Source organism: Acidovorax sp. SUPP3434 (genome assembly GCF_030159015.1).
Taxonomy (GTDB): domain Bacteria; phylum Pseudomonadota; class Gammaproteobacteria; order Burkholderiales; family Burkholderiaceae_C; genus Paracidovorax.
Genome location: NZ_BQXL01000019.1, coordinates 44,137 through 57,056 on the forward strand (window position 1 = coordinate 44,137; position 12,920 = coordinate 57,056).

Here is a 12,920-nt window from a genome sequence, read left to right on the forward strand (position 1 = left end):
GCGGCGCGCCGGATTCGCGGTGGACCTATGCCAGCCAGCGCTTGCGGCGCTTGTAGCTCTTGACGTCCTTGAAGCTCTTGCGCTCGCCGCCGCCGACGCCCAGGTAGAACTCCTTCACGTCCTCGTTGTTGGCCAGGTCGCTCGCCGCGCCGTCCATCACCACGCGGCCGCTTTCCATGATGTAGCCGTAGTCCGAGTATTTGAGCGCCATGTTGGTGTTCTGCTCGGCCAGCAGGAAGGTCACCTTTTCCTTGGTGTTGAGGTCCTTCACGATGTTGAAGACCTCCTCCACGATCTGCGGCGCCAGGCCCATCGAGGGCTCGTCGAGCAGCACCATGCTGGGGTTGGCCATGAGCGCGCGGCCGATGGCGCACATCTGCTGCTCGCCGCCCGAGGTGTAGGCGGCCTGCGACGTGCGGCGGGTCTTCAGGCGCGGGAAGTACGCATACACCTTCTCCAGGTTGGCCGCGATCTCGGCGCGGCTGGTGCGGGTGTACGAGCCCGTCATCAGGTTCTCTTCGATGGTGAGGTGGGCGAAGCAGTGGCGCCCCTCCATCACCTGCACCACGCCGCGCTGCACGAGGTCGGCGGGCGAGAGGTTCTCGATGCGCTCGCCCCGCAGCTCGATGCTGCCCTTGGTGACCGCGCCGCGCTCGCCCTGCAGCAGGTTGGAGATGGCGCGCAGCGTGGTGGTCTTGCCCGCGCCGTTGCCCCCCAGGATGGCGACGATGCCGCCCTCGGGCACCTGCAGCGAGACCCCCTTGAGCACGAGGATCACGTGGTTGTAGATGACCTCGATGCCGTTGACGTTCAGAACGATGTTTCTGGGTTCCATGGTGTTGCCTTCGCTGTGCCAATCGAAAGCGCTGCGGTGCAACGCTTTCGATTGGTGGCTGTGAACACAGCCTTTGAAACCGGCGCGGTCCGACGCGGGACGCCGCAGAACCGGCTTTGCCGGGCTGCTGGCGTCGTCCCCCTTCCCGCGGCGCGCAGCGCCAAGAGAGAAGGGGGAAGGCGCGCAGCGCCTCAGGGGGATGTCCTTAGCTCTGGCAGTCCGCCGCATCCCGCCGCGTCATCTTCTTGTCGGCCAGGTACTTGTCGGAGCCGGCCTTGATCATGGGCTTCAGGATCTGCTCGTCGGCCTGGTACCAGTCGGAGGAGAAGTCCCACTTCTTGCCGTCCCAGGTGTGCACGCGCGACCAGGTGGAGCCCATGTGGTCGGAGCAACTCGTGGACAGCGGCCGCATGATCCCGTTGAATCCCAGCGCGTCGAGCTTCTTCTGATCGAGCGCGAGGTTCTCCATGCCCCAGCGCACCTGCTCGCCGGTCATGACCTTGCCCTTGCCGAAGCGCTCCTGCGCGCGGCGCACGGACTCGACGGCCAGCATCTGGATGATCACGCCGCGCGTGTACAGCACCGATCCCACTTCGTCCTTCGGCCCCGTGCCCTGGCCCTTGTCGTGCACGTTCTTCAGGATGTCCTGGATCACCTTGGACTGCGTGCCGTAGCCGTTCAGCGCCAGCGCGTGGTAGCCCTTGGCGCCTTCGCCCACGTCGCGCACGTCCGGCTCGGCGCCGGCCCACCACACGCCATAGAGCTTGTCGCGCGGGAAGCCCGTGGCCTGCGCTTCCTTCAGGGCGGTGGAGTTCATCACGCCCCAGCCCCACAGCAGCACGTAGTCGGGGCGGCTCTGGCGCACCTGCAGCCAGGTGGCCTTCTGCTCCACGCCGGGGGCGGTCACGGGCAGCATCTGCAGCTCGAAGCCGTGCATCCTGGCGCGCTCCTGCAGCACCGGAATGGGCTCCTTGCCGAAGGGGCTGTCGTGGTAGACCAGCGCGATCTTCTTGCCCTTGAGCTTGTCCAGCCCGCCGGCCTGCTTGCCGATGTGCTGGATCAGGATGTCGGCGCCCGTCCAGTAGCTGCCCATGAAGGGGAAGTTCCACTTGAAGGCCATGCCGTCCTGCGCGACCGACAGGCCGTAGCCCAGCGTCATCAGCGGGATCTTGTCCACCGGGGCTTTCTCGGTCAGCGCGAAGGTGATGCCGGTGGCCTGCGGATCGAACAGCGCCACGCCGGGGCGGCCCTTCAGGCGCTCGTAGCACTCCACGCCGCGGTCGGTGGCGTAGCCGGTCTCGCATTCCTCGAACGTGAGCTTGACGCCGTTCACGCCGCCGTCGCGCGCGTTGATCATCTTGATGTAGTCCTGCTTGCCGTTGGCCCATGGCACGCCGTTGGGCGCATACGGCCCCGTGCGGTACGACAGCAGCGGAAAGAACTGCTCCTTGGCCTGCGCGACGGCGCTGGTCGCCACGGACACACTGCCTGCCGCCACGAGGGCGGCGATCACGAGTTTCGAAAGCTTCATTTGTCTCTCCTTGGAAATTGAATGGATTGAAGCGCGGGGGGGAACCGGGTGGATCAGTGTGGGAAGGGCCACAGGCGCAGCTTTTGCTTGGCGGTGGACCACAGCTTGGCCAGGCCGTGTGGCTCGACGATGAGGAACCACACGATGAGCGCGCCGAAGATCATCAGCTCGGCGTGCGACACGCCGGCCGTGGAGATGTTGATGCCGAACAGGCCCATCAGCGCGGGCAGGAACTGGTTGAGCACGATGGGCAGCACCACGATGAAGGCCGCGCCGAAGAAGCCGCCCATGATCGATCCCAGCCCGCCGATGATCACCATGAACAGCAGCCGGAACGACACCTCCACCGAGAACGCCGCGGGCTCCCACGCGCCCAGGTGCACGAAGGCCCACAGCGCGCCGGCCATGCCCACGATGAACGAGCTGACGGCGAAGGCGCTGAGCTTGGCGTACATGGGGCGGATGCCGATCACCGCGGCGGCCACATCCATGTCGCGGATGGCCATCCACTCGCGGCCCACCGCGCCGCGCACCAGGTTCTTGGCCAGCAGGGCCACCACCACGAGCAGGGCGAGGCAAAAGAGGTACTTGGACTGCGCGCTCTCCAGGGCCAAGCCGAACACCTGCAGTCCGTTGACCGACACCGAGCCCGAGTCGGAATTGTTGGTGAACCACTTGATGCGCAGGAACATCCAGTCGCTGAAGAACTGCGCCGCCAGCGTGGCCACCGCCAGGTACAGCCCCTTCACGCGCAGGCTGGGCAGCCCGAAGAGGATGCCGAAGAACGTGGCGCACAGCCCGCCCAGCACGATGGCCGGAATGAGCGGCAGGCCCGGCACGCGCACGAAGAAGTTGTAGGCCCCGTAGGCGCCCACGGCCATGAAGGCCCCCGAGCCCAGCGAGATCTGCCCGCAGTAGCCCACGAGGATGTTCACGCCCAGCGCGGCCATGGACATGATGACCAGCGGAATCAGGATGGCGCGGAAGAAATAGTCGCTCGCCAGCATCGGCACGGCGATGAAGGCCACGGCGAGCAGCACCACCATGGCGATGCGGTCCTGCGCGATGGGAAAGATCTGCTGGTCGGCGCGGTAGCTGGTCTTGAACTGGCCGTTTTCGCGGTAGAGCATGGCGTGTCTCCTGTGTTCTTGTGATGGGTCAGGCGCGATCGATGATCTTTTGCACGGGGGCGCACCTGCGGTGCCACGCGGCGCCTTCGGCCCCGCTGACAACGCGCGGTGCGCGTTGTGCCTCCTTCGAAAAATTATTGGTCGCGTACTTCATACGCGATCAATAATTTTTTCTCCGAACAGGCCCTGGGGCCTGAAGAGTAGAAAGACCAGCGCCAGCACGTACGCGAACCAGATCTCGATGCCCCCGCCCACGAAGGGCCCCAGGTACACCTCGGAGAGCTTCTCGCCCACGCCGATGATCAGCCCGCCGATGATGGCCCCCGGCACCGAGGTGAGGCCGCCCAGGATCACCACCGGCAGTGCGCGCAGCGCCACCGTGGTGAGCGAGAACTGCACGCCCAGCTTGCTGCCCCAGATCATTCCGGCCACCAGCGCCACCACGCCCGCCACGCACCACACGATCACCCAGATGCGGTTGAGCGGGATGCCGATGGACTGCGCCGCCTGGTGGTCGTCGGCCACGGCGCGCAGCGCGCGGCCGGTGGAGGTCTTCTGAAAGAAGATGCTCAGCAGGATCACCAGCCCCGCGGCGATGGCGGCGGCGATCACGTCTTCCTTGTTGATGAGCACGCCGCCCTCGAACATCGATTCGAGGGCGAAGATCGGCTCCTTGGGCATGCCGATGTCGATCTTGTAGATGTCGCTGCCGAACATCGTCTGGCCCAGGCCTTCGAGGAAGTAGGTGATGCCCAGCGTGGCCATGAGCAGCGTGGCGCCTTCCTGGTTGACGAGGTGGCGCAGCACCAGCCGTTCGATGCACCAGGCCACCACGAACATGAGCGCGCCGGCCAGGAGGAAGGCCGCGATGCCGGCCAGCAGCCGGCTGTCGATGCCCGTCCATTGGGGAATCCACTCGGACAGCCGGGCCATCGCGAGCGCCGCGAACAGCACCATCGCGCCCTGCGCGAAGTTGAAGACGCCCGAAGCCTTGTAGATCAGCACGAAGCCCAGGGCCACCAGCGAATACAGCATGCCCGCCATCAGGCCGCCGATCAGGGTTTCGAGAAAGAAAGCCATGGTGTGTGTTCTCCGGTCAGTGCGAGGTGCCGAGATAGGCGCTGATCACGTCGTCGTTGCTGCGCACTTCGTCGGGCGTGCCGTCGCCGATCTTCTTGCCGTAGTCGAGCACGACCACGCGGTCGGAGATGTCCATCACCACGCCCATGTCGTGCTCGATGAGCACGATGGTGGTGCCGAACTCGTCGTTCACATCGAGGATGAAGCGGCACATGTCCTGCTTTTCCTCCACGTTCATGCCGGCCATGGGCTCGTCCAGCAGCAGCACCTGCGGCTCCATGGCCAGGGCCCGGCCCAGGTCCACGCGCTTTTGCAGGCCGTAGGGCAGCTGGCCCACGGGCGTCTTGCGCCAGGCCTGGATCTCCAGGAAGTCGATGATGCGTTCGACGAACGCGCGGTGGCGCATCTCCTCGCGCTCGGCCGGGCCGATGCGCAGCGCCTGCAGGAACAGGTTGCTCTTGATCTTGAGGTTGCGCCCCGACATGATGTTGTCGATCACGCTCATGCCCTTGAACAGCGCCAGGTTCTGGAAGGTTCGCGCCACGCCCATCTCGGCCACCTGGCGCGAGTTCATGTGCGAGAACGTCTTGCCCCGGAAGGTGATGGAGCCGTCCTGCGGCGCGTAGACGCCGTTGATGCAGTTGAGCATCGAGCTCTTGCCCGCGCCGTTGGGGCCGATGATGGCGCGGATCTCGTGCTCGCGCACATTGAACGAGATGTCGGTGAGCGCTTTCACGCCCCCGAACCGCAGGCTGATGTTCTGGACGTCGAGGATGACGTCGCCGATCTTCTTGGTGGTCATGGTGGGGTCTTGCGGCGTTGCGGTCAGGCGGCCTGCTTCGTCGGGGCGAAGGTCCGGGCGTCGTCGAGCTTGAGCGTGGCGCTCACGCTGCCCGTGCGGCCGTCCTCGAACTTGACCTGCGTCTCGATGAACTGTTCGGTGCGGCCTGCGTACAGCGCCTCCACCAGCGTGCCGTACTTGTCGGCGATGAAGCCGCGGCGGACCTTGTTGGTGCGCGTGAGCTCGCCGTCGTCGGCATCCAGCTCCTTGTGCAGCACGAGAAAGCGGCTGATCTGGCTGCCCGCCAGCAGCGCATCGCCCGCGAGGTCGGCGTTCACCTTCTCCACGCAGTCGCGGATCAGCTCGTACACCTCGGGCTTTTGCGCCAGGTCGGTGTAGCCCGCATAGGGCAGGTTGCGGCGCTCGGCCCAGTTGCCCACGGCGTCGAAGTCGATGTTGACCATGGCGCATACCTTCTCGCGCCGGTCGCCCAGGGCCACGGCCTCCTTGATGTACGGAAAGAACTTGAGCTTGTTCTCCACGTACTTGGGCGCGAACATGGCACCGTCGTTGGCGCCGCCCTGGATGCGGCCCACGTCCTTCACGCGGTCGATGATCTTGAGGTGGCCGTGCGCATCGAGAAAGCCCGCATCGCTCGTGCGATACCAGCCGTCGGCCGTGAGCACCTCGGCCGTGGCGGTGGGGTTCTTGTAGTACTCCTTGAGCAGGCCGGCGGACTTGACGAGGATCTCGCCGTTGTCGGCCACCTGGATCTGCACGCCGCGGATCGGCACGCCCACGGTGTCGGCGCGCGCCTGGTGGTCGGGCTGCAGGCACACGAACACCGCCGTCTCGGTGGAGCCGTACAGCTGCTTCAAATTGATGCCGATCGAGCGGTAGAAGGTGAACAGGTCCGGCCCGATGGCCTCGCCGGCCGTGTAGGCCACCCGCACGCGCGAAAAGCCCAGGTTGTTGCGCAGCGGGCCATAGACCAGCAGGTCGCCCAGCGCGTACTTGATGCGGTCCAGCAGGCCCACGGGCTGGCCGTCCATGCGCGCCGGGCCCACGCGGCGGGCCACCGCCATGCAGGCGTGGAACATCTTGCGCTTGAGCGCGCCCGCGTCTTCCATGCGGATCATCACGCTGGTGAGCAGGCCCTCGAAGATGCGCGGTGGGGCGAAGTAGTAGGTGGGGCCGACCTCCTTCAGGTCGATGGAGACGGTGCCGGCCGACTCGGGGCAGTTCACCACGTAGCCGCAGGCCAGCCACTGCGAGTAGCTGAAGATGTTCTGCCCGATCCACGCGGGCGGCAGGTAGGCCAGCACCTCCTCGGCGGACGTCAGGCGGTCGAACTCGGCGCCGGCCTGTGCGCGGTCGAGCAAGGTGGCGTGCGTGTGCACCACGCCCTTGGGGTTGCCCGTGGTGCCCGAGGTGAAGAACATGGCCGCCACGTCGCCGGGCTGCACGCGGTCGATCTGCGCGCGGAACCAGCCGGGGTTCTGCGCCACGAAGGCGGTGCCGGCCTCGACCAGCGCATCGAGCGACGCCAGGCCCGGCTCGCTGTAGTTGCGCAGGCCGCGCGGGTCATCGAAATACAGGTGCGACAGGGCGGGGCACTGCGCGCGGATCTCCAGCAGCTTGTCCACCTGCTCCTGGTCTTCCACCACGCAAAAGCGCACCTCGGCGTTGTTGAGCGGGTAGATGCATTCGGCGGCCACCGCATCCTGGTACAGCGGCACGGGAATGGCGCCCAGCGACTGCGCCGCGAGCATGGTGGCATACAGGCGCGGGCGGTTGGCGCCGACCACCACCAGGTGCTCGCCCGCCTGCAGCCCGGCCTGGTGCAGGCCGGCGCACAGCGTCTCCACCATCGCGGCCAGGCCCGCCCAGGTGTGGGTCTGCCAGATGCCGTATTCCTTTTCGCGCAGCGCCGCGTCGGTGGGCCGTTCGGCGGCGTGCCGCAGCAGCAGTTGGGGGAAGGTGGTCGTCATGCCTGTTCCTACCGGTGGTGTCCGCCGAGGCTGCTGGCGGGGCGCGCAGCCATGCAAGGGAGATGCAACGGATGGTAGGAACCGCTTTGACGTCTTCTTGTCTTGCCGACGACAATTTGCGGGAAACTCCTGACGGGTGTAACCCTGCCCGCGATGAAGGCCGATCGCGGGCTGGCCAAGGGGCGTTCAGTCGATGCGCCATCCAGAAATATCCCTGTTTATCTCATTTTGTATAAAATATCTTTTCGGAGATAAAAGAGGATATTTGCGATGATTGCCTTTCAACGGACCGCCCTGGCACAAGCGCTGGTGTCCGCGCTGCAGGGCAAGGCGTTGCTGGGCGATGCCCACAACGGGCTGTTCCTGGCCGCGCCGCGCCGCACCGGCAAATCCACCTTTCTTCAAGGGGACCTGCGTCCGGCCCTGGAGGCCGCGGGCGTGGTGGTGGTCTATGCGGACCTGTGGGCCGATGCAAGGCGCGATCCGGGAGGTTTGATCGCGGAAGCCATCGCCCGTGCGCTGGAGCCCCGGCTTGGCCTCGTCGCACGCTCTGCCAGAAAGGCCGGCCTGGACAAGGTGAAGGTCGGCGGGCTGGAGGTGGACACCAGCAAGATCGGCAAGGTGGATGGCCTGACCTTGACCGAAGCCCTGCGCCTTCTGCACGAAAGGGCAGGCCAGCCCGTGGCGCTGATCATCGACGAGGCGCAACACGCTTTGACCAGCGAAGCCGGCGAGGCCGCGATGACCGCCCTGAAATCGGCCCGCGACCAGCTCAACCGGCCCGGGGCGGTGAACCTGATGCTCGTCATGTCGGGCTCGGACCGCGACAAGCTGCTGCGTTTGGTGAACACGGCGGCGGCCCCGTTCTACGGATCCCAGATCCAGCGCATGCCGCCCCTGGGTCCCGATTTCATCGCCCATGTGGCCGCCTTGATCGAAGCCCAGCGGCCCGAACTGAAGCCGGTCGATCAGGCTGCGCTGCAGCAGGCGTTCGAGGTTTTCGGCGACCGCCCGCAGTTCTTCATGGCCGCCTTGGGACAGGTGTTGAGCCCCCTGGCGGCGCTGGCCGGGCGTTTCGAGCCCGCGCTGCTGCAAGCCGCGCAGCAGCAGCAGGCGCAGGACGAAGCGCAGATGGAGTCCGACTACCTCGGCCTCAAGCCGACCGAGCAGGCCGTGCTGTGGCGCATGCTGGAGCAGGGCCCGCGCTTTCGCCCCTACGATGCCGAAGCCCTGCGCTTTTACCGGGACAACGCCGGCCACCCGGTGACGGTGCCGCAGGCCCAGAAAGCGCTGGAGGCGCTGCGCCAGCGCATGCCCGCGCTGGTGTGGAAATCGGCGCGCGGCGAATACGCGCTCGAAGACGCGGCCATGCACCGCTGGTTCGAGGCCCGGGGCGCTGCGGGCCGCTGGCCGCCCGCCCCACTGCAAGGCCTGCTGCCGCTGCAAGACGATTGACCCGCGCGCCGGCCGCAGGGCGACCGCCACGGCAGGGCGGTATCCTTGCCGCCATGTACGCCCCGTTTTTCGGCCTGGAGCACGCGCCGTTTTCCATCGCCCCCGACCCGCGCTATCTGTTCATGAGCGACCGCCACCGCGAGGCGCTGGCGCACCTGCTCTACGGCCTGGACGCCGGTGGCGGCTTCGTGCTGCTGACGGGCGAGATCGGCACCGGCAAGACCACGGTGTGCCGGTGCTTCCTGGAGCAGATCCCGGCGCACTGCAACGTGGCCTACATCTTCAATCCGCGGCTCACGGTGGGCGAACTGCTGCGCTCCATCTGCGACGAGTTCGGTGTGGCGCACACCCCGGCGGTGCCGGGCTCCGAGACGGTCAAGGACTGCATCGACCCGCTGAATGCCTTCCTGCTGCAGGCCCATGCGGCGGGGCGCAACAACGTGCTCATCATCGACGAGGCGCAGAACCTCTCGGCCGACGTGCTGGAGCAACTGCGCCTGCTCACCAACCTGGAAACCAGCGAGCGCAAGCTGCTGCAGATCATCCTGATCGGCCAGCCCGAGCTGCGCGGCATGATCGCCGGCCCGTCGCTGGAGCAACTGGCCCAGCGCGTCATCGCACGCTTTCACCTCGATGCCCTGAGCACCGAGGAAACCCGTCAGTACATCGCCCACCGCATGGCCGTGGCCGGCCTGCAGGGCGCGTTGCCGTTCACGGCGCGCGCCCTGCAGCGCGTGCATGCCCTGGCGCGCGGCGTGCCCCGGCGCATCAACCTGCTGTGCGACCGGGCGCTGCTCGGCGCCTATGCCGGCGGCGTGCGCGAGGTGAACGAGGCCATCGTGGACCAGGCCGCGCGCGAGGTGTTCGATGCCGCGCCTGCCGCCCGCACGGGCGCCGCGCGGGCGCCGCGCTGGGCGGTGGCGGGGGCCGGCGCCCTCGCCGGTGCGGCGGCCTTCGCGTGCGCGGGCTGGGCGCTGGGCTGGTGGCCGCCCACGGGCGCTGCGGTGGCGAGCCCGGGCCCGGTGGTGGCGGCTGGGCCGGCGTCCTCCGCGGTACCACCGGTGGCCTCCCACGCGGCCTCCCTGCCCGCCGCCTCGGCCGCGGCCACCGTGCCCCCTTCGGCGTTGCAAGGCTTCCTGGCCTTGCAGCCCGAGGGCGACCACGACGCATGGCGCGCGCTGGCCGCGGCCTGGGGCGCCCCTTCCGCGCCCGGTGCCGATGCCTGCGCGGGCCTGGTTTCCCAGGGCCTGCGCTGCTTTCGCCAGCGCCGCACGGCGCTGGGCCTCGTGCGCCAGCTCGACCGGCCGGGCGTGATCACGCTGTTCACGGCGGACGAGCGCCCGGTGGCCGTCGTGCTGTCGCGGCTGGACGGCGCCGTGGCCACGCTGTCGGGCGCGGGGCGCACGCTGCAGGTGCCGCTGGCCGATCTGGCGCAGGCCTGGCGCGGCGAGTTCGCCACGCTGTGGCGTGCGCCGCCGGGCCTGCAGGACGGCAGCGATCTGGCCGACCAGCCCGCCACGCTGGCGTGGCTGGACGCCCAGTTGCCGCCTGCGGCCGATGCCGCCGCCGCGCGCAGCGCCCCGCGGGCGGAAGCCGCGCAGCGCCGCGCCCGCATCCAGCGCTTCCAGGTCGCGCAGGGCCTGGTGCCCGATGGCCGCGCCGGGCCGCTGACCCTGATGCTGCTCAACCGCGCCGCGGGCGTGGCCGAGCCGCGCCTGAGCACTGCAAATTAGCCCATGCCAGGCCTTCTCCGCACTTTGATGTCCCTGCCCGGCGGGCACCGCCCCACGCACTTTTTTCCATCCTATGTCCTACATCCTTGACGCCCTGCGGCGCGCCGAAGCCGAGCGCGGCCGCGGCGCCGTGCCCGGCCTGCACACGCCGGCCGTGCCGGCGCCGGGCGCGCCGTCTGCGGCCGAACCGGCGCGCACCGGCGCACTGCCGTGGCTGCCGGTGCTGGCGGTCGGCGTGGCCGTCGCCGGCGCGGCGGCGGGTGCGGCCTGGTGGTTCGCGCACCGCACGGCGGTGCCGTCCGAGCCGGTGCGGCTGGCGGCCGCGCCCGCGTCCAGCCCCGCAGGCCCGGTGGCCGCGCCTGCCGCTGCGGTGACGGCACCTTTGCCTGCGCCGGCCCCCGCACCCGCCGAAGCACCCGCCCGCAATCGCGTGGCCCCGTTGCCGGCGCCAGCCCCCGCTCCGGCGCTGCGGCCGGAGCGTGTGGCCCCGGTCGCCGTGCCTTCGGCGGCAGTGGCACCGGCACCGGCGGCTCCTGCTCCCGAACGCGCCGCCGAGCGCGCAGCGTCCGCCCCGCTGTCGCGCGCTTCGGCCGCAGCGGCGGCCACCGCGCGCCTGCTGCCGCCGGCCCAGGCCCCGGCCCAGCCCGTCGTGGCGCAGCGCGATCTGCCGCCGTCCGTGCGCGAGCAATTGCCGGCCATGCAGTTCAGCGGCGCCACCTATTCGGCCAACCCGGCCTACCGCATGGCCATCGTCAACGGGCAGGTGCTGCACGAGGGCGACCAGGCCGCGCCGGGCGTGGTGCTGGAGAAGATCGAGCCGTCCCGCACGGTGTGGGCCTTCCGGGGCTACCGCTACGCCGTGCCGTCGCAGTGAAGGCGAAGCCAAGGGCGAAGTCGAGGGCGCAGCGGATGCGCTGGTACAGGCCAAAACAGGCCCATGCCGGCGGATTGCATGCCTGTATTGCTATATATTTAATAGCAAATGATTCGGCCACCGCGCTCCGGTGGCCGCGGGCCGGCGATTGCTGTGCGGCTCAGCGGATGAACCGGCCGTCCCGCCCCACGAGGGTCAGCTCGACGAAGCGCGAGGCGCTGCGTTCCGGGCCGGTGGCGTTCACCTCGAAGCCGCCCAGGTCCCAGTTCTTCAGGCTCCAGGTGGCGTCCACGAAGGCGGCGCGCGACGGGTTGCGGCCCGCGCGCTGCAGGGCCTGGGCGAACACGCGGGCGTTGATGTAGCCCTCCAGCGCCAGGTGCGAGGGCTCGGCCGTGGCGCCCACGGCTTTCCAGGCGGCCTGGAATTCGCGCACCACCGGCACCACCACGTTGGTGGGCAGCGGCACGACCTGCGAGATGGTCAGGCCAACGGCATCCGGCCCCAGGGCCTTGACGGCGGCCGAGGTGCCCATCACGGAGGTGGCATACAGCGCGGTCCCGCGCCGAAGGCTCCGGAACGCTTTCACGAACTCCAGCGCCGGCTTGCCGGCCAGGCCGATCAGCACCGCCTCGGGGTTGCCGTCGGCCACCTGGCGCGCCGTGGCGCCGGCGTTCGACGCATCGCTCTCCACGGTGCCGGACAGCGGTTCGCCCAGCTTCAGCCGGGCCATGGCGTCGCGGGCGGCGTTGAACACCTCCTTGCCGAAGGCGTTGTTCTGGTAGGCCACGGCGATGCGCCGGATGCCCAGCGTGGAAAAGTGCTGGACCAGCTTGTCGGCCTCTTCGGCGTAGGTGGCGCGCACGTTGAACACGCTGCGCGCGCCCTTCACGCGGCTGAGCATGGCACCGGTGAACGGGGCGAAGAACGGCATGCCCGAGGGCAGCACCTTGGGCAGCATGGCTTCGACCATGGGCGTGCCCATGCAGTTGAAGAGCGCGAACTGCTCGCGGTCGGCGAGGAATTTGTCCACGTTGGCCAGCGCGCGGGGAATGTCGTAGCCGTCGTCCAGCGTGGTGAGTTCGATCGTCTGGCCCTGCACGCCGCCCTGGGCGTTGATGGCGGCGAAGGCGGCCTTGGCGCCCTGGTGCATGGCTGAGCCCAGGTCGCCCAGCGGGCCGGTGAGCGCGGTGGACTGCGCGATGCGCAGCACCGTACCCTGTGCGCGTGCCGGCGCCGCGCCGATCCACGGCAGGGCCAGCGCGGCCGCCCCCGCGAGCAGGCGGCGGCGCTGCAGCGGGGCCGGCGGCGCATCGCGGTGCAGGTGGCGGGTGGTGGGCGAGGCAGGCGCGGTCGAACAGGGGGCCTGTTGGAATGTTCTTGGCATGGTGTCTCCGTGGCCGGTGGGCGGATCATCGGTGTGCGCGGGTCGATTCTTTGTCGCCCCGGCAACAGTCCGCGTCGTGGTATTCCCGCAATCGCCGGGCGGCCTTCCTGCCCCATGCTCGCAATC

10 protein-coding genes are annotated in these 12,920 nt (G+C 68.8%); 3 read left to right on the top strand and 7 right to left on the bottom strand.

What is annotated here, in order from left to right; genetic code table 11:
• Positions 1-25 precede the first annotated feature (25 nt).
• The 6 genes from AVKW3434_RS21250 to AVKW3434_RS21275 form a co-directional block, all read right to left on the bottom strand.
• Positions 26-835: an ABC transporter ATP-binding protein gene (locus tag AVKW3434_RS21250; RefSeq protein WP_272567047.1), complete on the bottom strand. Its 810-nt coding sequence runs from the start codon at positions 833-835 to the stop codon at positions 26-28.
• A gap of 205 nt (positions 836-1,040) precedes the next feature.
• Positions 1,041-2,366, bottom strand: coding sequence for an ABC transporter substrate-binding protein (locus AVKW3434_RS21255; RefSeq protein WP_284401404.1), 1,326 nt, complete (start codon positions 2,364-2,366; stop codon positions 1,041-1,043).
• 53 nt (positions 2,367-2,419) lie between these two features.
• A complete protein-coding gene (locus tag AVKW3434_RS21260) occupies positions 2,420-3,496 on the bottom strand; it encodes a branched-chain amino acid ABC transporter permease (RefSeq protein WP_284401403.1) in 1,077 nt (358 codons plus the stop codon).
• 150 nt (positions 3,497-3,646) lie between these two features.
• On the bottom strand, positions 3,647-4,576 hold the full coding sequence (locus tag AVKW3434_RS21265) for a branched-chain amino acid ABC transporter permease (RefSeq protein WP_284407410.1): 930 nt from the start codon (positions 4,574-4,576) through the stop codon (positions 3,647-3,649).
• Between the two features lie 16 nt (positions 4,577-4,592).
• On the bottom strand, positions 4,593-5,378 hold the full coding sequence (locus AVKW3434_RS21270; protein WP_284401399.1) for an ABC transporter ATP-binding protein: 786 nt from the start codon (positions 5,376-5,378) through the stop codon (positions 4,593-4,595).
• Positions 5,379-5,401: 23 nt separating this feature from the next.
• Complete coding sequence (locus AVKW3434_RS21275; RefSeq protein ID WP_284407411.1) at positions 5,402-7,348, bottom strand: AMP-dependent synthetase/ligase; 1,947 nt, start codon at positions 7,346-7,348, stop codon at positions 5,402-5,404.
• Between the two features lie 270 nt (positions 7,349-7,618).
• Here AVKW3434_RS21275 and AVKW3434_RS21280 point away from each other — a divergent pair, with 270 nt between their 5' ends.
• The 3 genes from AVKW3434_RS21280 to AVKW3434_RS21290 all read left to right on the top strand — a co-directional run bounded on the left by AVKW3434_RS21280 (position 7,619) and on the right by AVKW3434_RS21290 (position 11,410).
• Positions 7,619-8,803 carry an ATP-binding protein gene (locus tag AVKW3434_RS21280; RefSeq protein WP_284407412.1) on the top strand — a complete coding sequence of 395 codons (1,185 nt, stop codon included), beginning with the start codon at positions 7,619-7,621 and terminating at the stop codon, positions 8,801-8,803.
• Between the two features lie 53 nt (positions 8,804-8,856).
• The gene (locus AVKW3434_RS21285; RefSeq protein WP_284407413.1) at positions 8,857-10,536 is read left to right on the top strand and encodes an ExeA family protein; all 1,680 of its coding nucleotides are present in this window, start codon (positions 8,857-8,859) and stop codon (positions 10,534-10,536) included.
• Between the two features lie 73 nt (positions 10,537-10,609).
• Entirely contained in the window at positions 10,610-11,410 is an 801-nt protein-coding gene (locus AVKW3434_RS21290; protein ID WP_284407414.1) for a general secretion pathway protein GspB, read from the top strand.
• 160 nt (positions 11,411-11,570) lie between these two features.
• Here the strand turns inward: AVKW3434_RS21290 and AVKW3434_RS21295 are convergent, their stop codons facing one another.
• Entirely contained in the window at positions 11,571-12,794 is a 1,224-nt protein-coding gene (locus tag AVKW3434_RS21295) for an ABC transporter substrate-binding protein (RefSeq protein ID WP_284407416.1), read from the bottom strand.
• Between the last annotated feature and the right edge of the window lie 126 nt (positions 12,795-12,920).